General features: G+C 34.9%; 26 protein-coding genes. 11 read left to right on the top strand and 15 right to left on the bottom strand.

The window, feature by feature from the left end; translation table 11 throughout:
• Positions 1–29: 29 nt before the first annotated feature.
• Both J663_RS12250 and J663_RS12245 read right to left on the bottom strand, forming a co-directional pair.
• Positions 30–416 (bottom strand): hypothetical protein, encoded by a 387-nt coding sequence (locus tag J663_RS12250; RefSeq protein ID WP_002113949.1) that lies wholly within the window; start codon positions 414–416, stop codon positions 30–32.
• Entirely contained in the window at positions 409–714 is a 306-nt protein-coding gene (locus tag J663_RS12245; RefSeq protein ID WP_005069366.1) for a YcgL domain-containing protein, read from the bottom strand. Before J663_RS12245 ends, J663_RS12250 begins: the two co-directional genes overlap by 8 nt.
• Positions 715–1,178: 464 nt before the next feature.
• Here J663_RS12245 and J663_RS18965 point away from each other — a divergent pair, with 464 nt between their 5' ends.
• Positions 1,179–1,343 carry a hypothetical protein gene (locus J663_RS18965; protein WP_002113596.1) on the top strand — a complete coding sequence of 55 codons (165 nt, stop codon included), beginning with the start codon at positions 1,179–1,181 and terminating at the stop codon, positions 1,341–1,343.
• 71 nt (positions 1,344–1,414) lie between these two features.
• On the opposite strand, the gene J663_RS12235 is transcribed toward J663_RS18965, so the two are convergent.
• From J663_RS12235 to J663_RS12225, 3 genes are all read right to left on the bottom strand, one after another.
• On the bottom strand, positions 1,415–1,750 hold the full coding sequence (locus tag J663_RS12235; RefSeq protein ID WP_005076147.1) for a hypothetical protein: 336 nt from the start codon (positions 1,748–1,750) through the stop codon (positions 1,415–1,417).
• A gap of 178 nt (positions 1,751–1,928) precedes the next feature.
• A complete protein-coding gene (locus J663_RS12230) occupies positions 1,929–2,195 on the bottom strand; it encodes a hypothetical protein (protein ID WP_014206661.1) in 267 nt (88 codons plus the stop codon).
• A 97-nt stretch (positions 2,196–2,292) separates the two neighbouring features.
• The gene (locus tag J663_RS12225; RefSeq protein WP_033849969.1) at positions 2,293–3,144 is read right to left on the bottom strand and encodes a LysR family transcriptional regulator; all 852 of its coding nucleotides are present in this window, start codon (positions 3,142–3,144) and stop codon (positions 2,293–2,295) included.
• Between the two features lie 118 nt (positions 3,145–3,262).
• Between J663_RS12225 and J663_RS12220 the strand changes: the two genes are divergently transcribed.
• Positions 3,263–3,937: an FMN-dependent NADH-azoreductase gene (locus tag J663_RS12220; protein WP_081404728.1), complete on the top strand. Its 675-nt coding sequence runs from the start codon at positions 3,263–3,265 to the stop codon at positions 3,935–3,937.
• 465 nt (positions 3,938–4,402) lie between these two features.
• Here J663_RS12220 and J663_RS12215 read toward each other — a convergent pair whose 3' ends face one another.
• The 5 genes from J663_RS12215 to J663_RS12195 form a co-directional block, all read right to left on the bottom strand.
• A complete protein-coding gene (locus J663_RS12215) occupies positions 4,403–5,527 on the bottom strand; it encodes a ribonuclease D (RefSeq protein WP_033849966.1) in 1,125 nt (374 codons plus the stop codon).
• Positions 5,528–5,859: 332 nt separating this feature from the next.
• Complete coding sequence (gene recR / locus J663_RS12210) at positions 5,860–6,456, bottom strand: recombination mediator RecR (RefSeq protein WP_002113756.1); 597 nt, start codon at positions 6,454–6,456, stop codon at positions 5,860–5,862.
• 9 nt (positions 6,457–6,465) lie between these two features.
• On the bottom strand, positions 6,466–6,795 hold the full coding sequence (locus J663_RS12205) for a YbaB/EbfC family nucleoid-associated protein (RefSeq protein ID WP_002113538.1): 330 nt from the start codon (positions 6,793–6,795) through the stop codon (positions 6,466–6,468).
• Positions 6,796–7,059: 264 nt separating this feature from the next.
• Complete coding sequence (locus tag J663_RS12200) at positions 7,060–7,296, bottom strand: hypothetical protein (protein WP_032057492.1); 237 nt, start codon at positions 7,294–7,296, stop codon at positions 7,060–7,062.
• A 167-nt stretch (positions 7,297–7,463) separates the two neighbouring features.
• Positions 7,464–8,651 (bottom strand): O-succinylhomoserine sulfhydrylase, encoded by a 1,188-nt coding sequence (locus tag J663_RS12195; protein ID WP_033849962.1) that lies wholly within the window; start codon positions 8,649–8,651, stop codon positions 7,464–7,466.
• A gap of 136 nt (positions 8,652–8,787) precedes the next feature.
• Here J663_RS12195 and J663_RS12190 point away from each other — a divergent pair, with 136 nt between their 5' ends.
• Positions 8,788–9,873: an alpha/beta fold hydrolase gene (locus J663_RS12190; protein WP_033849960.1), complete on the top strand. Its 1,086-nt coding sequence runs from the start codon at positions 8,788–8,790 to the stop codon at positions 9,871–9,873.
• 113 nt (positions 9,874–9,986) lie between these two features.
• On the opposite strand, the gene J663_RS12185 is transcribed toward J663_RS12190, so the two are convergent.
• On the bottom strand, positions 9,987–10,451 hold the full coding sequence (locus J663_RS12185; protein ID WP_033849959.1) for a hypothetical protein: 465 nt from the start codon (positions 10,449–10,451) through the stop codon (positions 9,987–9,989).
• A gap of 854 nt (positions 10,452–11,305) precedes the next feature.
• Here J663_RS12185 and J663_RS12180 point away from each other — a divergent pair.
• From J663_RS12180 to J663_RS12170, 3 genes are all read left to right on the top strand, one after another.
• Positions 11,306–11,575, top strand: coding sequence for a YARHG domain-containing protein (locus J663_RS12180; protein WP_014206654.1), 270 nt, complete (start codon positions 11,306–11,308; stop codon positions 11,573–11,575).
• Positions 11,576–11,592: 17 nt separating this feature from the next.
• The gene (locus tag J663_RS12175) at positions 11,593–12,006 is read left to right on the top strand and encodes an HIT family protein (protein WP_033849957.1); all 414 of its coding nucleotides are present in this window, start codon (positions 11,593–11,595) and stop codon (positions 12,004–12,006) included.
• Between the two features lie 256 nt (positions 12,007–12,262).
• On the top strand, positions 12,263–13,369 hold the full coding sequence (locus J663_RS12170; RefSeq protein ID WP_033849955.1) for a porin: 1,107 nt from the start codon (positions 12,263–12,265) through the stop codon (positions 13,367–13,369).
• A 109-nt stretch (positions 13,370–13,478) separates the two neighbouring features.
• On the opposite strand, the gene J663_RS12165 is transcribed toward J663_RS12170, so the two are convergent.
• Together J663_RS12165 and J663_RS12160 are read right to left on the bottom strand one after the other, a co-directional pair.
• Positions 13,479–14,069, bottom strand: a complete 591-nt coding sequence (locus tag J663_RS12165) for a YidB family protein (protein ID WP_033849954.1) — start codon at positions 14,067–14,069, stop codon at positions 13,479–13,481.
• Between the two features lie 99 nt (positions 14,070–14,168).
• Positions 14,169–14,630 carry a DUF6231 family protein gene (locus tag J663_RS12160; protein ID WP_017386883.1) on the bottom strand — a complete coding sequence of 154 codons (462 nt, stop codon included), beginning with the start codon at positions 14,628–14,630 and terminating at the stop codon, positions 14,169–14,171.
• A gap of 39 nt (positions 14,631–14,669) precedes the next feature.
• Between J663_RS12160 and J663_RS12155 the strand changes: the two genes are divergently transcribed.
• Positions 14,670–15,539, top strand: coding sequence for a DUF2797 domain-containing protein (locus tag J663_RS12155; protein WP_002049907.1), 870 nt, complete (start codon positions 14,670–14,672; stop codon positions 15,537–15,539).
• A gap of 36 nt (positions 15,540–15,575) precedes the next feature.
• Here the strand turns inward: J663_RS12155 and lpxB are convergent, their stop codons facing one another.
• Positions 15,576–16,751, bottom strand: coding sequence for a lipid-A-disaccharide synthase (gene lpxB / locus J663_RS12150; RefSeq protein ID WP_033850163.1), 1,176 nt, complete (start codon positions 16,749–16,751; stop codon positions 15,576–15,578).
• 220 nt (positions 16,752–16,971) lie between these two features.
• On the opposite strand from lpxB, the gene J663_RS12145 reads away from it, so the two are divergent.
• The 4 genes from J663_RS12145 to J663_RS12130 all read left to right on the top strand — a co-directional run bounded on the left by J663_RS12145 (position 16,972) and on the right by J663_RS12130 (position 21,264).
• A complete protein-coding gene (locus tag J663_RS12145; RefSeq protein WP_033849952.1) occupies positions 16,972–19,071 on the top strand; it encodes a TonB-dependent siderophore receptor in 2,100 nt (699 codons plus the stop codon).
• A 66-nt stretch (positions 19,072–19,137) separates the two neighbouring features.
• A complete protein-coding gene (locus J663_RS19590; RefSeq protein WP_033849950.1) occupies positions 19,138–19,437 on the top strand; it encodes a hypothetical protein in 300 nt (99 codons plus the stop codon).
• Positions 19,430–20,986, top strand: coding sequence for a PepSY-associated TM helix domain-containing protein (locus J663_RS12135; protein WP_033849948.1), 1,557 nt, complete (start codon positions 19,430–19,432; stop codon positions 20,984–20,986). The genes J663_RS19590 and J663_RS12135 overlap by 8 nt, the downstream gene beginning before the upstream one ends.
• A complete protein-coding gene (locus J663_RS12130; RefSeq protein ID WP_033849947.1) occupies positions 20,983–21,264 on the top strand; it encodes a hypothetical protein in 282 nt (93 codons plus the stop codon). Before J663_RS12135 ends, J663_RS12130 begins: the two co-directional genes overlap by 4 nt.
• Here the strand turns inward: J663_RS12130 and J663_RS18960 are convergent.
• On the bottom strand, positions 21,239–21,355 hold the full coding sequence (locus J663_RS18960) for a hypothetical protein (RefSeq protein ID WP_081404726.1): 117 nt from the start codon (positions 21,353–21,355) through the stop codon (positions 21,239–21,241). The genes J663_RS12130 and J663_RS18960 overlap by 26 nt on opposite strands.
• Positions 21,356–21,363 lie beyond the last annotated feature (8 nt).

Here is a 21,363-nt window from a genome sequence, read left to right as displayed (position 1 = left end):
GTAAAGACCTTATTTTTCTATTTCAATGGTTAGATGGAACGCATGCTTTTGTTTGTTGAATATTTTGACCAACAATATCCAATTACCAAACCTAGACCAACTACAAACAGAATTAAAGATAAATTTGACCAAATCAACGGACTATCTTTAGTTAAAACACCAAAAAGGAGTCCAAAAATAGCAGGTGCTACAGATGCATTCGGTCCTTCAGACACTGTTGGTGTAACTAAAATAGCAAATACAATCAGCCAGCTAATTGCACCAAAGGTGGTAGGAAGACGGCGCATTAATCGCCACCAACACCACAAAGCAATAATAGCGCCTATTCCATAAGCTGTTAAAGCAATAACACCTTCAGGAATAACATCCAAAAAAGAGAATAATTGATTCATTATTCCAGTTTGATCTTCACGCACCACGTAAGCCCTCTGGTTCAACTGCATTCGGGTTAATTAACCCTTCTGGCGGCATCTGAATAAAGAAACCTTTTGTTTGTAATGAGTCTAAAACATGTAAAACATTAACACGCGCCAATTTACGTGTTGGAGCCAACTCTAAATGCATGACAAACGTTGCACGACCAAACGCTTGTAAAACAGCTTCAGGAACATTTTCAAACGGATCAGCTTGTTCCGTATTGTCAGGATAGTTTGGACGAGCAATATACATGTACATTTCATCTTTTTTGCTCGATCTATAAATATCACAGTGCATTTCAAATCAACTCTTGAACTAAGGACAGCATACATGAAAAAAAACGACACACACACGCAGGTTTGTTTACGCATCAGTCGTTTTTTTAATTCTTGAGAAATATTAACCTACAACATTGATTAAGGTCGATAATAACTTTGTTCCAAACAGGAGTTATATTTTACAAAAATAATATAAGTTTTTGATTTTAAATATTAAAACACAAAATCTATTTTATTAAAATAAAAGCAGTTCTTGGATTTTAAAAAAGTATTCATCATCAAAGATTTGATAATAGTGTTCTTGCAAGATTTATACTTAAGCTATCAAAAATAATAAATTTCTTTTTCACCTATTTAAGAATACACACTTGAGTAAAACTTTTAACTACTTCACTACACATCACCAGATGTTACTTAACTCGTTTAATAGCGAGATATGTTTCAATAATAAGTATCTTGTTCATAGATATGGAGGACGAAATTATGCCTCGCGGTGATAAAACTGCTTATACAGCAAAGCAAAAACGTCAGGCCAAACATATTGTTGAGAGTGAAGTAGATAGAGGCCATTCTCAAGAAGAAGCCGAACGAATTGCATGGTCTACCGTCAACAAACAAGATGGTGGCGGTAAGAAAAAGTCCCATTAATATATAAAAATAAATACTTCTTTACCCAAACTAAAGAAGTATTTTTTATTTAAAGACGTGTTAATTTTTTTCTAAAAGACGCGAGTGCTTTTTATATAGTCATCGCTTACTTGGTTTAAGGCACTCAAAATAGCGCTATCATCTTGACTTAATAGAGCCTCATTAAGACTTTCCATATAAGCGATGAGTTGGGTTTTAGAAGTATGGGCAAATTCGGTCGTTACAGCTTCATCTTCATATAAGATTACATAACTACGTGCGAAACCGTAGATTAGGTAAACTGCTGCTTTTTCTTTTGTATCTTGAGATTCTTTAAGAGACTGCTCACATGCATTTTTTAAGTCTTTAAATGCATCTGTACCAGTAGATTGATTTTTGAAAGATAAAAGTATTGTTTGGAAGTTCATATCCATATTCCACTTAAAAAGTAAAGCTACAGAACAAGATAGAACCTGTCAAATAAAATCCTGATTAATATAAATTTAATTGTAAATAAATTTATATTTAACTTCATTTAAATCATGGAAAAACATACAGTAAAAAACCACTCTTTTTTAAGAGTGGTTTAGTTAAAACAATCATTCATTAGAAGCTTATTTCAATTGTAATCGTAGTACCGGAGTGCTCAATATCAGTTGAGACATTAAAACCTCTGCTTCTAAGTTCCTCTTCAACCAGTGTAAGATGATCAGGACTTATAGCATCCACAGGAAACCAGAAAGTTGCTTTTCGTTTCCCCTCCTTAGATTCAGACTCAGTACCAGTTAAAATTTTTTCCAATATGACGTCTTGATTTATTTTAAAGTTTTTAGCATTTTGACGAGCTTGTTCAGCATTAAAGTTGTTAAGCATATTTATCTCTCTAATTATTAATTTATCTAATTTTATATCATAAAAAGGCTATATAAGTTTTAGTGTTGTGTAGTTAAAACCAATCAGAGATATAGGTTTATTGATTGAATAAACTTTCTACCCATTCGATAAATTTTCTGGCATTTCTATTTTTAAGATCTTCCTTATTTGGAATGTAGTAACACAACTTTGATTGAACAGCTTTAGTTTTAAACTCCTGTAAAAGATTCGCCTTAACAAACCTTTGGGAAAGTGTAGTAGAACAAAATACTAATCCTTTGGCAGATAAAGCCTCATGTATCCCAAAAATTTCCTGATCAAATTTCTTAATTATCACCTTCTTTGGGTTCCATTCATTTTTCTCAAGCCAAGCCTCTAGTGGTGGGCTTGGTAACGTCTTATTTTTCCATTCTGTCGTAAATAAAGTTATTGGTTCACTAGAGCATTTAAGCAGATCAAGTTTGGATGAACCAAATACATTAAAAGACTCATATTTAACGATATCTTGAGACGGGACAAAAGATACGTCACCATAACGAATAGGTAATGTATATAAGTGATTATCTAAAGTTTCACCTGTAGAAAACTCAACAGAGATATCGGGGTACAATTGATAAAATTCATTTATTGAAGGAATTAGCAGCATTGCAGCTAGTGAAGAAGTACTAGCAACTCTTACTATGTTTCCATTTACTGTTATTTCATCTAGTGCATCTTTAATTTTACGAAATCCTTCAGAAATTGCTCCAGCAAGTCTTTGCCCTGTCGTTGTAAGGGTTATTTTCCTTACCTGTCGATGAAATAAATCAACATTTAATCTGCTTTCTAGATTCGCAACATGATGTGAAATTGCAGTCGGTGTAAGCGAGAGTTCTTCAGCAGCCAACTTAAAACTACCCAATCGAGCGGCTGATTCAAATGCTTTAAGTGCTTGCAAAGAAACTTGCATGTCTCCTCCCCATTTACAATTATAGATGAACTAAAATCATCTATAATCGTAATTTTCTCGTTTGTCTACTTATGTTTTAAAACTCAAAATAAATTAAATCCTAACCTTTTTGGAATTAATGATGAGTAAAATATTACATATAGATGCTAGTGTCAGAGCTGCGATTAACGCTAATCCAAATCATAATTCTATTTCAAAAAATATTGCCAGTCGTTTGATCAACTCTTGGAAACAACAATTGCCTATAGATGAGTATATCTATCGTGACGTAGGAATGAATCCACCACCCTTTATTAATCAAGACTGGATTGATGCTGTATTCACACCTGACAATAAAAGGACCGAAGCTCAACGTGATGTTTTATCTATATCAGATCAATTAATAGCAGAAGTTTCGAGCTCAGATATTCTTGTAATTTCTTCACCTATGTACAATTACGGCATGCCTGCTCAACTGAAAGCATGGTTTGATCAAATTATTCGTATCAATAAAACCTTTGATTTTGACCTAGCTCGTGGAGACTTTCCCTTACAACCTCTTTTAACTGGAAAAATTTTAATTATTATCACTTCCAGTGGTGAATTTGGGTTTGAGAAAGATGGGATTCGGCATGATATGAGTCATCTTGTACCCCACATTCGTACACTGAGCAAATATTTAGGCGTAGAAAAAATTTATGAAATTGCTTCTGAGTATCAAGAGTTTGGAGATCATAGGCATATAGAATCATTGGAAAATGCTTTTCGAAAAGCGGAAGAAGTTGTTTCTAAACTTGCTAATTCATTTAGATAATATCTGTAGATTTTAATACTCATTTTTAAATTTCATAAAATTAAGTTACTTTAACTAGGCTATATCATTAAAAATAAAAAAGCCTACCCAATTGGGTAGGCTTTTCATTTCTGCACCGAAACAAACTTATAGTTATATATTATATAAATTGAAATTGTTTTTCTTAAATCCAAGAATATACAGACCTGTATGTTTAATCAATTGAATTTTTCTCATTATATAAGTTAATTTAATTCATTATTGAAATTTCAAATTATATTTCCTTTATTACATTATTTTATGAATTTTATCAGGCTAAATAATTATTTAGATAAACTACAGAAAAATCTATTTTTTGTATACTTAGATATTATAATTAGCTCATTTTAAATAATAATTAATTAAAAATTTAACATAATGATTATGCTTTAGTTAAAAAGGCTCATCATATGATGAGCCTTTAAATTTCTAATTATTTATTGCATTTTAAATAGATAAACTTTGTTTTTCTTCTTGAAACAAGTGGATTAATGGTTGCGTTAATAACTCATAACGCCATCCTAACAGATAGTCCGGTAAATCCTGTTCATCCCCTTGACATAGAACATGTTGATGAATGGCGTTTAACCATTTTTTTCTCAACAGCACTTCTTTAGGAATGGAGGTCTCATTTATTGCATGAGCAAGTACCATATCCATTTTATTTAAAGTTTCTTTAGACGTAACCTTAAATGGTTTTGCAATCTTTGATGGCCATTTGCTTTCGACTGGCAAATCTTTAAGAAGTTCTAAAATCGTTTTGCCGTACTCGCGAACCACATTTGGACGAATATCTTTCACTTGCGACAGTTGAAAGCTATTGCGTGGGTTCTTTTCAACCATATCAATCATAGTTGAGTTTCTAAGAATAAAACTACGTGGCTGATTCGTTGCTTTCACAATGTATTCACGCCATTCGCTTAAATTTTGTAGCTGCATTAGCTGACGACGTGAGTGACGATAATTTCCCACATCGGTATATAGTAATTCGTTAGGGGTTTCTCTAATGATTTCTTTAGTTAGACTACTACAGTCCTCAAGAACATAATTATAAAGCCCTTTCTGCTTAAGCTGCTCTTGAATATGATGAGCTAACTTCATTAGATACAAAACATCGTTAGCAGCATAACAAAGTTGTTGAGGCGATAAAGGTCTAGCTAACCAATCAGATCTGGTTTGATCTTTTTCAATATCAATATCAAGACAAAGTTTTAAAGCACCTTGATAACTCACTTGCAGGCCATGACCTAAAAAAGAAAGCCCCACTTGAGTATCAAACACATTAAGCAAATCTTCTTGATCAGCATAATGATAGATTAAATCAATATCTTCTCCACATGCATGAAAAATATTTTGCTGCGCGAGAAAAATCTTTTTCCAAAACTGACTTAGATCTAATGAAACACCATCCAACAGATAGACATCACCATTTACATTGACTTGGCATACTCCAAGTTTAGGCCAGAGTGTGTCAACCTTAATAAATTCTGTATCAAGTCCATATATTGAACATTGATCCATTTTTTGAAGAACATCAACCAATTCGGTTTGCTGTTGGATAAACTGAAACATGCTTTCTCAAGTATTGCAAAGAGTGCTTTAAACTCTGGTATATATAACATAGAAGCAGAAAAATGCCACTTAAACCTTTATGAATACTCTATTTTTGAACAATTTTTCGAAAATAGATAATTTTTTGATCTTTTATTTGTACTTTTTAAATTTATCTCCAAATGTTCTTTATTTAAAATTTATAAGATCTTTTTCATGCTTATATTCATATCTTGTTTAAACTATCTTTAATAATAAAAGACAGAATAATATTTATGTTTAATAACTGAATTCAATTAATAAATTTAATCAAATTAATAGCGCATTCATTAATGAAATAAGCATCGGAATGCTTATTTCATTCTCATGCGGTTATGCACTGCCTGACTTAAAGTATGGCTATCTACGTATTCGAGTTCACCACCCTGAGGTACACCTTGAGCAATACGCGTCATTTGTATTGGTAAATGTTTAGTCGCCTCTACCAAATAATGGGCTGTCGCTTGTCCTTCTACAGTCGCATTGGTTGCCAAAATGACTTCTTCAATAGTACCTTGGCTTAGACGCTGAATGAGATAAGGAATACCAATTTCTTCCGGACCAATACCATCTAATGGAGAAAGATGGCCACCTAAAACATGGTATTTTCCACGAAAGCTACCGCTTTGCTCAATCGCCATCACATCCGCTGGTGATTCAACCACACACAATAACTGATCATCTCTGTCAGTTGAGGCGCAAATATCACAAATTTCATGTTCAGTCAGAGAATGGCACACACTACATTCATGTATATAACTTGAAGCCTCATGTAAAGCATGCGCTAATGCAAATGCCCCTTCTCGGTTTTTCATCAAAAGATGTAAAGCCATACGTTGAGCCGACTTCGGACCAACGCTTGGCAATATACGTAAAGCTTGAACGAGTTGTTCAAATCTATCGCTAAACACTGAATTTCCTTAGAACATGCCCGCTAAGCCAGGTGGTAAACCCATACCAGAATTTGCTTTTTGCATTTTTTCTTCAGAAATCACTTCTGCTTGACGCACAGCATCATTTACAGCAGCAGCAATTAAGTCTTCAATCATGTCTGGTTCATCTTGAAGTAATTCTGGATTAATTTCGATACGTTTTACGATATAACGGCCAGTCATTGTAACTTTAACTAAACCACCGCCCGCTTCAGCGTGTACTTCAGTTTGAGCAAGCTCTTCTTTAGCCTTTTTTATATTTGATTCCATATCTTTTTGCATGCGCTGCGCTTGCTGCATAAGCATATTGATATTCATAAACCTAACTCCGTATCTCTATCAAATATTTCAAGTATTATTGATAGTCACATAACACTGCAAAACTTAAACTCTTTCTATTCCCCTATAGATCATCAAGATCATTGAGGTTAGTACGTTTAAATCAAAATTAATCCGTAATTCTGACACAATAAATCAATGTTTTCTATTGGTATCTATGAAACTATTTTCTATGGTCAATCCACTATAAAGCTTTTATATAAAAAACTTTTGTTGAATTGAAAAAAGTAAAATTTAGAAAAGTTACTGTGCAGCCTGTAGACTTTTATTGTTTGTTTTATATTCACTTAAGGGAACATTTTTGAAAGAAGTATTGGCTTTTTCTATTGAAAGATCAGCATCTTGAACAGATTTGTTTGCATCATTAATTAATAATACAGTTTCACTGATCTGTGTTGGTTCATCTTTTTGGGCAAATACTCTATATCCAACCAGACCAATTGCCCCTATTGCAACTAAAATAATTATTGGTTTAAGCATGACTAAAGACTCTCTTTGTTATTTTTATTAAATTTAGAACTTTTATACGTTGAAATTTTAGACTGATTTATAACAAAACGTAGACTTTTTATTGCTATTGTTGTTTATAAGTAACAAAAAAGCCACATTAAAATCTATGTGGCTTTTCCATAACAAACATAACTTAATTAGATTAAATCTAACCCACGCGAGATATCGCCAATAATATCATTAATATCTTCTAGACCCACAGAAACACGAATTAGACCTTCTTGAATACCAGCTGCTTCTTTTGCTTCAACAGAAAGTTTGCCATGAGTTGTGGTTGCTGGATGGGTAATCGTCGATTTCACATCACCTAGATTACCTGTAATCGAGATAAACTTAGTATTATCAATAACCTTCCACGCACCTTCACGCTCGCCTTTAACAACGAACGATACAATACCGCCAAAGCCATTTTGCTGTTTAGCAGCAAGTTCATGACCGTCATGAGCTGGTAAACCAGCGTAGTAAACCTTCTCTACCTTTTCATGAGTAGATAACCATTCTGCAAGAATTTGAGCACTCTCACAGTGTGCTTTCATACGTAAACGTAAAGTTTCTAGACCTTTTAAGAAAACCCATGCATTAAATGGGCTCATTGATGGTCCAAGCGTACGAACAACACCAAAAACTTCTTCTAACAACTGATGATTGCCAACAACAGCACCGCCTAATGCACGGCCTTGCCCATCTAGGTATTTAGTCGCAGAGTAAATCACAAGATCCGCACCAAACTTGAGTGGTTGCTGCAAAACAGGTGTACAGAAACTGTTATCAACCGCAAGTAATGCGCCATTCGCATGGGCGATATCTGCTAGTGCTTGTATATCTGCAATCTCAGCTAGAGGGTTAGACGGTGACTCAACAAAGAAAAGTTTGGTTTCAGGACGTACAGCATTTTTCCATTCGTCTAAATCACATAAATCAACAAATGTAATGTCTACACCAAACTTGGCAATATATTTTTCAAACAAAGCAACAACTGAACCAAAAACTGCTCTTGAGCAAATAACATGATCACCCGCTTTTAGGTATGCCATAGCAACTGACAAAATCGCGCCCATTCCAGAGCTTGTAGCCACGGCACGTTCAGCACCATCTAAAGCTGCTAAACGTTTTTCGAACATCGATACAGTCGGATTAGTAAACCGAGAATAGATATTTCCTTGAACCTGACCAGAAAATTTTGCTGCAGCTTCAGCCGCATTTTCATATACAAATGATGAAGTCAAAAAAATCGGTTCGCCATGTTCGCCTTCAAAACTACGAGTATGTCCGGTACGAATGGCTAAAGTATCAAGTTGGTATTCTAAATCATCAGACTGGTTCATTAAATGTTCGCCTTTACTGGTCATGTACTAAAAAACTATCATCATTTTGAGTGTCTAGGGTATTTAAGGTCAAGGTAAACCTTAAAATTATCGCTTAGACTTTATTCAACTTTAGTAAATAGTTGGTAAAAGCAAGATGAAACGCTTAAAGTCCCTTGTCTCTGAACAAAGTCAAATCAAGCACCTCTCTACCCGACTATTTCGCCCTCAAACATTAGTATTGTCACAAAGCACTCCGTTTGAAGTGATTGGTGAATTCAATCAAACCCGTATTCGTTATTACGCCGCTAACCAAAAACAATTTAAAGAACCTTTGGTATTTGTTGCACCACTCGCTATTAATATGGCGATATATGATTTATACCCTTATCGTTCTCTTATTAAATACTTCCAAAATGCTGGTTTTGATGTCTATTTGGTAGATTGGGGCCGTTTAAAGTTTAAGGACAGACATCTTAACTTTTTATCATTTATTGAAGATTTCATTCCTAAAGCCATACAACTTGTCAGAACACACTCCAGAAGTGAACAAATCTCGCTTCACGGATGGAGTATGGCAGGGATATTCGTCACTTTATATACAGCGCATAATCATCCAAATTATGTTAAAAATCTTATTGTTCTTGGTAGTCCAATAGACAGTTATGCTTCTGGTTATATTGGAAAACTCTACCGAGCCATAAACAACGCGATTGGTCGCAATAAAAAAATTCAAGAACGTATTTACTCTGGACTACCAAAACGTTTGATTCATAGCCCAGGAATTTTAAATTCTTTAGGTTTCAAAATTCTCGACCCTAAAGGCTGGCTCGATGGTCATATTCAATTACTTAAAAATCTTAATGATCTTCAGTTCGTACAAGAACATGCCACACTAAGTAGCTTTTTAAATAATATGATTGATTACCCGGGGGGAATTAATCAGGACATGTTGTTCAATGTTTGGCTACAAAATCCATTGAAGCGCGGCTTTATTGAGTTAAAAGATAAAAAAATTGAATTAAAAAATATCGACTGCTCTCTCTTAGTGGGCGCGGGTCGTAGTGATCAACTGGTTACCGCTGATGCAGCTCAACCATTAAGCCAGTTAACCAGTAGCCAAGATGTTACGTTTACTCTCATCCCTGGCGGACATTTAGGCCTCATGTCGAGTCAGGCAAGTGCATTAGAGTTCTGGCCACAACTAGCAAAATGGCTCACCGAACGATCAACGCAAATTTAAGAATAAGGTCATGATTCAATCTATTGCTTTTATTCGCTTGGGTGGAATAAACCCTCGTATAACAGTACATTTACCAATAATATTATTGTTTTAATAGAAAATTATTATTTTCATTATGAAGGCACTTTATTAACTTTTTTATAATCGGATGATTTAAAGTAATTTACAATCATCTGTGCACTTTTTTCAGAAGAGGCCTTGGCCTGCTCCAGTTTTGTTACATAAGGATTCGTCACTATACAGCTCGGTAGTAAACTATTTGTAAGCGGTGGAAACTTTTCCCTACCACCTAGAGTAATTTTTTCGATAAAACTTGCCAACCACATAATGTACTCACTTTTATTCTTATAAGTTGGCATTAAGCTGATATCGAGTTTAACTGTACATTCCTTTGCAGGCTTATTTAAACATTCTTCAAAATCAATAAAATTATATTTTAGTTTATATGAAGTGTCTTTTATCTCTAGTCGAATAATACTAACTAAGCTATTCAAATGCTCGATCATATCCTCTGAGAAAAGCTTTTGCTCTTCAAATTTTTTATAAACTCTTTCAGCAATTAGTAAAAATTGTGGCATCACCTATTCCTTTAATATTTAGTCTTAACGAATGACTAGATCCTTTAAGGAAGTATGATGGATATACTATTACTATATGTAAGGGTCTGATGCTATAAAGTAACGACTAGAGCAATTGTGAAAGTGATCCATCTATTTGATCACAAAAATACAATATCGTGTATGATAATTATCATTATAAACCGTTTATTTTTCATGATTTGAAATAACTTTAATAAAAAAAGCCTATTTCATTTGGAGAAATAGGCTATAAAAACAAAAAACTATCAAACGCAGCAATTATGGGCCATATAATAAGACTTTAAATATGTAAAATCAATACATCTTTCAGTTGAATTGTAAGCTAAAATAAAAGTCGAGAAAATTTTATCTTTGTTTTAATAAAAGAAGCCCATTTCCGTCTAAAATAAATGGGCCTAGTGAATTCTACCAAATCCTAAAATACAAAACGTGATAACTATCACGCTTTATTTTTTGATCATGTCATTAATATCTTTCTTTTCCATTGACCAAAATTCAAACTAAAACTGTCTTTTCAGTAAAAGATGAGTCGTGAATATGGCTTTTCTACGCCATTTTTAATTTTTTATTTAACAGATGCAAGACCTCTGTTACATTCATTACGAGCAATTACAAGGTGTTAGATCGTAGTTAAATTATCGAAAGATATATAAAAATTTAGTTAAGTTTTTGTTTTTATTGTTTATTTTTAAAACATTGATATATAAAGATTTTATTCATTTTTTGCCCAAAATTCAAACCAAAATGACACTTGAGTAATTAATAGTCATTGAAATATTGGTAAGAAACCTTATATTGAGTACAGGTTCATACCTTTAACTGAGGAAAAGCTCATGAATAAATTTATGGTTGCAGTTTTTACTGGCATGGTGAGCATTGCTAGTTTTGGCGTACAAGCTGCAACACCTGAGCAAGAATGTCAAAAATTGCAAGATGATTACAATTTGATTTATGCGTCAAAAGGCTTTTGTTTTAAAGATCCTGATGCTAAAGAAAAATATGGTAATGAAAACTGTCATACGACAAAACCAAAGTTTTCTGACAAAGAGCAACAACGTCTTGACGCTATTAAAGAACGTCAAAAAGAATTGAAATGTAAATAATTTTAAAGGAATAATACATGGCATATGATGATCAAAATATCTTCGCAAAAATTTTACGTGGAGAACTTCCAGCGATAAAAGTCTATGAAGATGATCAAGTTCTAGCTTTTATGGATATTATGCCTCAAGCCGATGGTCATACATTAGTTATTCCAAAAATACCTGCTGTAACACTGCTGGACTTACCTGCTGAAGCAGCAGCCTATACTATACAAATTGTTCAGAAGATTGCTAAAGCAATGGAAAAAGCGCTCAATTTGGAAGGTATTGTATTGATGCAACTTTCTGGAGCAGCAGCAGGCCAAACTGTTCCACATGTTCATTTTCACCTAATTCCAACAAATGTGCATCATCTTGGACGCCATGCTGTTGAGTTAGGGGATCAAGAAAAAATTAAAGAATTAGCTGAAAAAATTAAAGCAGCTCTTTGATTTTTAGATGGTTAAAGCGGAGTTTAGGCTCCGCTTTTTTTCGTCTAAAAACTATAAAAAAATGAAAACAACTAATTTATTTCTAAATTTTAAACGTCATAAAACTGTCATTTATTCTTCACTTCTCTGTCACAAAATTTGCCGATACTGCTTAGCAAGTTGGTGAGCTTTTGTAACTTTTTGTACATAAGTCAACTACAAAATAAATAGTTAGCTAGGCATACGCCATTTTTAAATACCTTTTGGAGAAATCTCAATGAAGAAATTGCTACTCGCTGCCGCAGTTGCAACTTTGAGCATAAACGCGGTGCAAGCAGCGCCAACTTTGTATGGCAAACTAAATGTTTCTATTAACCAAGTTGATAATAAAAATTTCGATGGTAAAAGTGACGTTACCGAAGTTAACTCAAACTCTTCTCGTATTGGGGTAAAAGGCGAAGAGAAATTAACTGACAAGTTATCAGCTGTTTATTTAGCTGAATGGGCAATTTCTACTGATGGTTCAGGTTCTGATACTGACCTTAGTGCTCGTAACCGTTTTATCGGTTTAAAAACTGAAGGTGTTGGTACATTAAAAGTAGGTAAGTATGATTCTTACTTCAAAACAGCTGCTGGTGGTAACCAAGACATCTTTAATGACGATACACGTTTAGATATTACTAATATCATGTACGGTGAAAACCGTTTAGACAACGTGATTGGTTTTGAATTAGACCCTAAATTGTTAGCTGGTTTAACATTCAATATTATGGCTCAAACTGGTGAAAGCACCTCTGATAGCAAACAAGGTGAAACTGGTAAAGACAGCAAAAATGATAGCTTTGACTCTGTCTCAACTTCGCTTGGTTACGAAAACAAAGATATCGGTTTAGCAATTGCTGCTGCTGGTGACTTTGGTATTAAAGGTAAATATGCAGCTTACGGTCTAAAAGATGTCTATACAGATGCTTACCGTGTAACTGGTTCTTATGACATTGCAAAATCTGGTTTTGTAGTAGGTGCTTTATGGCAACACGCTGAACCTACTGATGACTTGACTGCATATGGCCAATCATATAAATCAGATGGTTCAATCGATAAAGCTGGTAAAGCTTACCGTGGTTTAGAAGAAGAAGCATATGCAGTAACAGCTGCTTATAAAATTCCTAATACTAAACTTAAAGTGAAAGCAGAATATGCTTCAGCTGAAACACAAGTAAGTGGTCAATCAGATCGTAAAATCGACTTGTACGGTTTAGGTCTTGATTACCAAATCAACAAACAAGCTCGCTTCTACGGTATCGTTGCTCAACAAAAACGCGACTGGATTAAAGAAGACGACAAACAAACTGTTGTAGGTACTGGTATCGAATATAACTTCTAATCAGTTATGTTTGATTCAGATCTAAAATAAAAGGGCTTATGCCCTTTTATTTTATTGTGCCAACAAAAAAGCCGATATAAAAGTTATCGGCTTTTTTAAGATTTATATCTTATTTTAAAAAACCACTTACAAGATTCATGACATTTTGAATATCTTGGTTTGCTTCTTGATGATCGGTACTGTCACCTTGAGGTGTTAAAGAGTCAATGACCTGAGGTAAGACCGATGCGATTGCACCATAAACTTGTTCTTTGGGCGCTTGAGCTTGCTCGGCAACTTGTTCAATGTCAGCTGGGTTAAATAGACTCTGTAACTGTTGGGTCGGAACTTCGCTATTACTTTGATTTGGATCAACCCAACTTTGAACCTGACTTCCTAAACCAGCCCCTTTTAACTTTTCTAATGCAGCTTGTAAACCACCTTGTTGCTGTACCCAACCTAAAATTAGAGGCACAACTGCAATTAATAAACTTTGTACGCCGCCACCTGCTTGAGGTGTATTGTTATTGCCAGTCACTTGCCCTAGTACAGAACCTAATACTCCTCCAAGGCCACCTTGAGCGCCAGAAGAAGTATTGCCCCCCATTTGTCCTAGTACTGAACCTAAAATTCCACCTAAACCGCCTTGACTTGATGCTTGCTGATTCCCACCTAAAGCCTGCTTAGCCAAAACTTCTACAATGTTGCTTAAATTAGTCATGTGTAACTCTTATGTATGGTTTATACATGAGCATACGCGGATTCTTGATAAGACAGCAAAAGCCAAATTGTTAAATTTTGAAAGAGATTTAGGGCTCTTTTACCAGCGGAATTTATTCCAGTTTTCCGGGTTCGCCCAGAACTTTGAATTAAACCAGTCTGGAACATGTTTATAAGTCAAAATATTAAATTGCCATAAAGCAAAATCACTATCATGTGAAGTTTTATCAATAAGTTGAGTAAAACCTAAAGAACGTAATAATTGCTCATCACTGCGTTTGCTCACGACAACAATGCGTTTTGCTAATAAATCTCTTAGCTTTACTAATAATTGTGATTTTTGCACATCGCTGATGTTCTGCATTTCATCACTATCAAACAATACAAAACCCAAGTCATAACGCTGAGTAAAAGGCAGACTTAAAAGCTCAGTTACGGTAAAATAGTGCCATTGAATTGCGTTATTCTGGTCAATTTTCTGGCCAATACAAAGTGCAGTATGAATAGGCTGTTCATTTGATAAATCGTCTAGCATAGAAGTGATGACATTTTGTTCAGCCATAACTGCAACCCTTAATTGAAAGATGTGAGTTTAAACTTTATGGAACTACAAGGCATTTGCCATAAAATGCATGCAGGCCTAAAAGATGCTAGTGTAACTGATCAACAGACAACCAAGGCAAATGTTGAATACAAATTTGTATTAGACCGTTCAGAAATTGATCTTCCTTTTAATTTAGGACAAGAACTAGAAATCGAATGGACAGGTAATATTTATTGCACCTCTTGTGGCGCTAAAACACCGAAATCTTATTCTCAAGGTCACTGCTTTAAATGTTTTAAAACTAAAGCGGAATGTGACTTGTGTATTATGAAACCTGAAACATGTCACTATCATTTAGGTACATGTCGTGAAGATGACTTTGCCCATAGTGTTTGTTTCCAACCTCATATTGTATATTTGGCAAATTCTAGTGCTTTAAAAGTGGGGATTACTCGTGTTAGCCATATGCCAGGTCGTTGGTTAGATCAAGGTGCAACCCAAGCCTTACCTATTTTAAAAGTTGGATCACGCCGTTTATCTGGTCAGCTTGAAACCATGTTTGGTTCTTTAATTGCTGATAAAACAGATTGGCGAAAACTCCTCAAGGGTGAAGCTGAACCTTTAAATATGGTTGAACAACGTGATCAATTAATCGAAGAGTTCGCCCCTAAAATTCAAACTATTCGTGAAGAATTTAGTCAAAACCTTGAATTTAATGAAACTGTTGAACTACTAGAAAATGAATTGCCACGTGAGTTTGTTTATCCGGTTGAACAATATCCTGAAAAAATTAAGTCTCTAAATCTAGATAAAACACCAAAAATTCGCGGTGTATTACAAGGTATTAAAGGGCAATATTTAATTTTTGATATTGGTGTTATCAATATTCGTAAATATACTGGTTACGAGCTGATTGTACGTGCCTGAGTAGATTTAAAAAGCCCCTAAAAATGGGGCTTTTTTTTACTTTTCAAGTACTTTTAGGATTGCTTGAACTGGATCTTCTGTATTTCCAGAAATAAGTTGTTTATGCATGGTTAAATGTTGCATCACTTGAATTTGAGCTGTCTCAACATTCATTAGTTTTTCTATTTCAGCTGCTAAATTTTCAGGTGTGGCATCAGCTTGAATTAGCTCTTCAATTACTTTTTTACCCGCAATAATATTAGGCAAAGAATAATAAGGAATTTTCACCAAGAATTTAGCAATTAAATAAGTTAACCAATGCAATTTATAGAATGTGACCATTGGTCGATGCATCAGCATGGCTTCTAATGTCGCCGTTCCTGATGCTAAAGCAATAACGTCACTCGCGTTCATGACCATACGACCAATTTTCGATTCACTATCTGTATTTTCTAAAATATGAATTTTTGCTTTTAATTGAGGCGCTAATTGTTCAACACCCTGCTCAATCTGTTGTTTTCGTGCATCGTTAATTGCGGGAATTAAAAATTGAATGTCAGGATATTTGGTATGCAAAATATTAGCAGCACCCAACAGCATAGGAAGGAGTCGCTCTACTTCACCTTTTCGACTACCTGGTAACAAAGCAATATGCTTCTGATTTTCATTAAGACCTAATTGCTGTTTAGCAATTTGATTTGGATTTTCAAGTGGCAATTGTTTAGCTAATGGATGGCCTACAAATGCTGCCGGAACTTCATATCGTTCATAGAAAACTTTTTCAAAAGGAAATAAGCAAAGTACTAAATCTATGCTCTGCTTAATGCCATGAACACGCCCTTGGCGCCACGCCCAAACAGATGGACTGACATATTGAACTGTTTTTATTGGAAGATTCTTTTCTTTAATACTTTTAGAAAGTCTGAGGTTAAAGTCTGGTGCATCAATACCAATAAAAATATCAACCGGATGTTGAGTCCATTGGTTAATTAAACCATCCCGCACGGCGAATAATTTTTTTAAGTCTTTTAATACCTCAACAATCCCCATCACAGACAGAGTTTCCATTGGGTAATAACTATTAAAACCTTCAGCAATCATTTGAGGACCACCGATTCCCTCAAATTCGGCATCGATTCCTTGTTCTCGAAAACTACGCATAAGTTTCACACCAAGCGTATCTCCAGAAACTTCCCCAACTACAATGCCTATTTTAAGTTTTCGGTTTGCCAAGGTCATTTACCCAATAATTTGAAATAATGCATTCTAGCATAGAGGTTTATCAATCTTGAACTTGATCTATATGTACTTACCAAGAGCGGCCACAGCACAAGCTATCTAAAATTACACTCACTAACCACCTTTTAATCTAAATTAACAATGTAATTTGAATTGTAGCCTACATTTACAAACAATAAAATAAATGAGAATTATTTACATTATCTTTAATCTTATGAATATCCCACCTCGACCATTTAAGCTTACCGTAATCGCCTGCGCGATTTGTTATGCAAACCTCACCTATGCCCAAGATGCGCAGGTACAAGCTTTACAGACAATTCAAGTTAAAGCATCAAATGCTGAGCAGCCTTCTGAACAAACCAAAGCATATAATGTTAAGAACTCGAGTAGCGCAACCAAGCTTAATATTGAGGCTAAAGAAACTCCTCAAACCATTAACGTCGTTACTCGTCAGCAAATAGAAGATTTTGGTCTTACTAGTACCCGAGATATTTTAAGTAATACACCTGGTGTAACTGTAACCGGATTGGAAACAAACCGCACAACTTATACTGCCCGTGGTTTTGATATTTCAAATATTCTGGTTGATGGAATCGGTATCCCTCAAGTTGATAGCTATAACTATAACAATAGTGATGCAGATAGTTATTTCTATGATCGTGTTGAAATTGTCAAAGGTGCTGATGCCCTGACAAATGCTCTAGGTGATCCTGGCGCTACAATTAATTATATTCGTAAACGTCCCACTAAAGAATTTCAAGCAAATGCTGGGGTGAGCTATGGTTCATGGGATACACAACGTTATGAAGCGGATATCTCTGGTTCTCTTACACAAGATGGACGAGTACGAGGGCGTCTTGTAGGTTATGAGAAAGTAGGAGATTCTTATCTAGACCGCTATTCAGAAGAAAAAAATGGATTTCAAGGAATTCTAGAAGCTGACGTTACAGACACCACAAATGTTTCAGCAGGATATTCGAAAACTCGTCAATATGCTAATGGTTCTCAATGGGGTGCTCTACCCTTGGTTAACTCCAAAGGTGAACCATTAAGTTATTCTCGTAACTATAATTATGCACCGTCATGGACATACTACGATTGGGAAATAGATAATTATTTTGCCAATATTGAACAAAAATTATGGGGAGACTGGAAGTTAAGATTAGGCTATAACCTTAAGAAATCAGATGTTAAAGATAAAATGCTTTATCTCAATGGATTTCCTTCTGCTACTGACAATACATCTGGTATTTCACTATTACCAGAGATTTATAATCAGAAATTTAAAGAAACGACTGCGAATGCAGATATTCAAGGTACTTTTAATTTATTAGGGCAGCAACACGAAGCAAATATTGGTTATAACTGGTCAAAATATAGTGCTCAAAGTGTTTATTCGTATGGCAGTAGTTTAGGTGTTATTACCACTGACTTACCAAGCTGGACACCTGATGAACCGACTTGGGGAGACTTTACCTATGCTGACCCAGAAGAAAGAACCATGAAGTCCGTTTACGGTGCGACTCGTCTTCATTTAGGTGAGGATCTGAAATTTATCTTAGGTGCCAACTACACCGAAATCGACACTTTAGAATATAAAAAGAATAAAGTTTCTCCATATGCAGGTATTACATATAACTTTACTCCCGAATACACAGGTTATATGAGTTACACCTCTATTTTTAGACCACAAACTGTTATCGATCTTTCTACTAAACAAACAGCTGTACCAGTAGAGGGTGAAAGTTATGAATTAGGTGTAAAAAGCGCGTGGCTAGATGGAGCTTTAACAGGAAATATCGCAATCTTTAGAACAGATGAAGATAATTTTGCACTAAACCCATTATGGGATCCGCTTTATAACAAATACTCATCTCCAATCGGAACGATTAGATCGCAAGGTGTTGAGGTTGGATTAACTGGAAAATTAACGGATAACTTAGATTTGGTTTTTGGTTTTTCAACATTTAGTCTAAAAAATATGGAAACAGGTGAAAGAGGTAGACCTAATATCCCAACTCAAACGCTTAACGTTTTGGCATCTTATACTGTTCCACAGATTCCAAAGTTAAAAGTTGGTGCAAGCATTAAGTGGCAAGATGATATATATGACACCTCTTACTCAACTGTAAAACAGGATGCATATGCATTGCTTAACGTTATGGCCAGTTATGATTTAAACGAACATGTACTGTTCCAAGTAAATGGTAACAACCTGACAAATGAAAAATATTTGACAGGTTTATCTGGTGGCCAAGGTTACTATGGCGCTCCAGCCAACTATACAGTTGCTGTAAAGTTTAAATATTAATATCGTAGCCAATCCCAATTTAGGGATTGGCTTTACTTATTATTCTTTGTGTATGTGCCAGTAAAGATGTCCAAAACTGTAAATCTCCCAGTGTCATATCGTATAAAAATTTTCTATCGATTCTTGCTAGTTTTCGGTATGGGTTTTGCCTGTATGAAGTATTTAAGTCTTGGACTCACTGGAATTTTCCTTTTGAATCTGGACAAAGCTGAGGCTATCTATCTCTCAGCATTTATAGCGATTTTATTTTACGTAGCCTTTGTGATTGTTGGGTTCTGCATTCAATCATTATTGCGACTGACCATTCTATCAATCGCGCTATTAGCCCTTTTCTTTATTGTGACACGGACGGTAGGTTATGCATAAAGGTATACGTCAATCTATGGCATGGCTACACTCATGGACTGGCTTAATTTTTGGATGGCTTGTGTTTGCCATTTTCTTAATGGGTAGTTTGTCCTACTACCGCCATGAAATTAATTTATGGATGCAACCGGCGCTTGCGCAATATGAAGTAAAGCAAGATATTGCTATTAAAACAGCCTATCAATATTTACAAGAAAAAGCTCCAGACGCCAAATCTTGGTATTTAACTGTTGCAACACCAGAAAGTCCGGTCAACACCATGTATTGGGAAAAAGCTGACGGTAGTTATGGCAATGCCACACTTGATGCTAACACGGGAAAAGAGCTTCAACTTTCGGCGACCTTAGGCGGCGATTTTTTTTACCGCTTCCATTACCAACTTTTTGGAATTCCAATAATAGTTGGGCGATTAGTCGTATGTCTTGCCGCATTTATTATGTTGATTGCTTTGGTTTCAGGCATTATTACTCATAAAAAAATATTCACTGACTTTTTTACTTTGCGTACATTTAAGTCTCAGCGTTCGTGGTTAGACTTTCACAATATTTCTTCGGTCGTTGCACTGCCCTTCTTTTTAACCATTACATTTACAGGCTTAGCTATTTTCTTTTATTTATATCTGCCTTGGGGAATGCAAAAGCTTTACCCTGAAAACCCTTATCAATATTTTACCGAAATCCGCACAAAGACTGTGCTTGAGAATCAATTGATTCAACCTGCTCAAAACTTAGCTATTGAGAAGCTGCTGAGCCAGGTTCAACAAAGTTGGGGCAAACAACCTTTATCAACAATGAGTGTAAAAAATCCAAATACGAACCAAGCTCAAATTACATTTATTCAAAAAGAAGACCGCACTATTACTCGAAATCAGCCTCAAATCACATTAAATGCTTCAACTGGCAAAGTCTTAGAAGACACACGTAATAATAGTCCTATTGCAACGTTAAATGCGGGTGTATATGGCCTGCATATGGCAACATTTGCCCAGCCTTTACTTCGCTTAGGATTCTTTTTCTCTGGCATTCTTGGCTGTGTAATGATTGCCTCTGGTTTGTTACTTTGGAGTCTTAAACGCCAAATTCAAAATAAAAATAGTCAGTTTCATTTCGGACACTATTTAGTTGACCGTTTAAATGTTGCAGCGTTTGTTGGCTTACCTTGTGCAACTGTCGCCTATTTAAGCGCCAATCGATTGTTTACAATCACTTCAAGCACAATCAATTATGAAATTTATAGTTTTTTCTTCGTTTGGCTAATCAGCTTAATCATTGCATTAATCACTAAAAAACAGCATTTGTGGCGAACTCAACTTAGCGTTTTTATTATGCTATGTATTGCACTTCCAATCTTAAATCTAATTTATTTACTTAAACATGATTATGTGCAAAACATCAGTGATTATTGGATCTTTGCACGTGTAGATGTATTTTTGTGGCTATTTACAGCTTTAGCCATTTTTATATTTTGCAAAATTCAACCTATCCAGCATAAAGCTGTCGCAAAAATTCAAAAAAAGCTGAATAAACTAAATACTGAGGTGAGCTCATGATTCTTATAGCGTTCATCTTAATTTTATTAGGTATGTACTTGTTATTTATGGCGAGCGAAAAATATCGATCGCCGAAATCAACAGGTCATTTCAAATCGTTAGCTCAAAAGTATTACCGGCACTTCAAAATAGCCGCATTTATATTATTTGGTTTGTGTGCATTTATTCTTATTCAACAATATAAATTTTCAATTGGTTTTGTCAGTTGGTGGATCTTTGCAACGCCATTAACTTTTCTTCTTATACTTTTAATTAATCCACTAAAGTCATCAAAATAATCATTTTCTTTAAAAAATGATGAAAAATAGTACAAGCTAAGCAAAATTTTCGTTGCTTAGCTGTTTTTTGCATAAGTAAATCATTATTCATGACAACTG

Source organism: Acinetobacter sp. 826659, assembly GCF_000588515.1.
GTDB lineage: Bacteria > Pseudomonadota > Gammaproteobacteria > Pseudomonadales > Moraxellaceae > Acinetobacter > Acinetobacter pittii.
This window is presented reverse-complemented; position numbering and strand designations above follow the sequence as displayed.

Bases quoted from the DNA above. Each gene is read 5' to 3' on its own strand.
- J663_RS12215 (WP_033849966.1), bottom strand. From the start codon at position 5,527: ATGTTTCAGTTTATCCAACAGCAAACCGAATTGGTTGATGTTCTTCAA.
- J663_RS12235 (WP_005076147.1), bottom strand. From the start codon at position 1,750: ATGAACTTCCAAACAATACTTTTATCTTTCAAAAATCAATCTACTGGT.
- J663_RS12130 (WP_033849947.1), top strand. From the start codon at position 20,983: ATGATTCTTATAGCGTTCATCTTAATTTTATTAGGTATGTACTTGTTA.
- J663_RS18960 (WP_081404726.1), bottom strand. From the start codon at position 21,355: ATGAATAATGATTTACTTATGCAAAAAACAGCTAAGCAACGAAAATTT.
- J663_RS12170 (WP_033849955.1), top strand. From the start codon at position 12,263: ATGAAGAAATTGCTACTCGCTGCCGCAGTTGCAACTTTGAGCATAAAC.
- J663_RS19590 (WP_033849950.1), top strand. From the start codon at position 19,138: ATGTCCAAAACTGTAAATCTCCCAGTGTCATATCGTATAAAAATTTTC.
- J663_RS12180 (WP_014206654.1), top strand. From the start codon at position 11,306: ATGAATAAATTTATGGTTGCAGTTTTTACTGGCATGGTGAGCATTGCT.
- J663_RS12145 (WP_033849952.1), top strand. From the start codon at position 16,972: ATGAATATCCCACCTCGACCATTTAAGCTTACCGTAATCGCCTGCGCG.
- J663_RS18965 (WP_002113596.1), top strand. From the start codon at position 1,179: ATGCCTCGCGGTGATAAAACTGCTTATACAGCAAAGCAAAAACGTCAG.
- J663_RS12175 (WP_033849957.1), top strand. From the start codon at position 11,593: ATGGCATATGATGATCAAAATATCTTCGCAAAAATTTTACGTGGAGAA.
- J663_RS12165 (WP_033849954.1), bottom strand. From the start codon at position 14,069: ATGACTAATTTAAGCAACATTGTAGAAGTTTTGGCTAAGCAGGCTTTA.
- J663_RS12195 (WP_033849962.1), bottom strand. From the start codon at position 8,651: ATGAACCAGTCTGATGATTTAGAATACCAACTTGATACTTTAGCCATT.
- J663_RS12160 (WP_017386883.1), bottom strand. From the start codon at position 14,630: ATGGCTGAACAAAATGTCATCACTTCTATGCTAGACGATTTATCAAAT.
- J663_RS12135 (WP_033849948.1), top strand. From the start codon at position 19,430: ATGCATAAAGGTATACGTCAATCTATGGCATGGCTACACTCATGGACT.
- J663_RS12225 (WP_033849969.1), bottom strand. From the start codon at position 3,144: ATGCAAGTTTCTTTGCAAGCACTTAAAGCATTTGAATCAGCCGCTCGA.
- J663_RS12190 (WP_033849960.1), top strand. From the start codon at position 8,788: ATGAAACGCTTAAAGTCCCTTGTCTCTGAACAAAGTCAAATCAAGCAC.
- J663_RS12245 (WP_005069366.1), bottom strand. From the start codon at position 714: ATGCACTGTGATATTTATAGATCGAGCAAAAAAGATGAAATGTACATG.
- J663_RS12230 (WP_014206661.1), bottom strand. From the start codon at position 2,195: ATGCTTAACAACTTTAATGCTGAACAAGCTCGTCAAAATGCTAAAAAC.
- J663_RS12155 (WP_002049907.1), top strand. From the start codon at position 14,670: ATGGAACTACAAGGCATTTGCCATAAAATGCATGCAGGCCTAAAAGAT.
- J663_RS12205 (WP_002113538.1), bottom strand. From the start codon at position 6,795: ATGAATATCAATATGCTTATGCAGCAAGCGCAGCGCATGCAAAAAGAT.
- J663_RS12185 (WP_033849959.1), bottom strand. From the start codon at position 10,451: ATGCCACAATTTTTACTAATTGCTGAAAGAGTTTATAAAAAATTTGAA.
- J663_RS12200 (WP_032057492.1), bottom strand. From the start codon at position 7,296: ATGCTTAAACCAATAATTATTTTAGTTGCAATAGGGGCAATTGGTCTG.
- J663_RS12220 (WP_081404728.1), top strand. From the start codon at position 3,263: ATGATGAGTAAAATATTACATATAGATGCTAGTGTCAGAGCTGCGATT.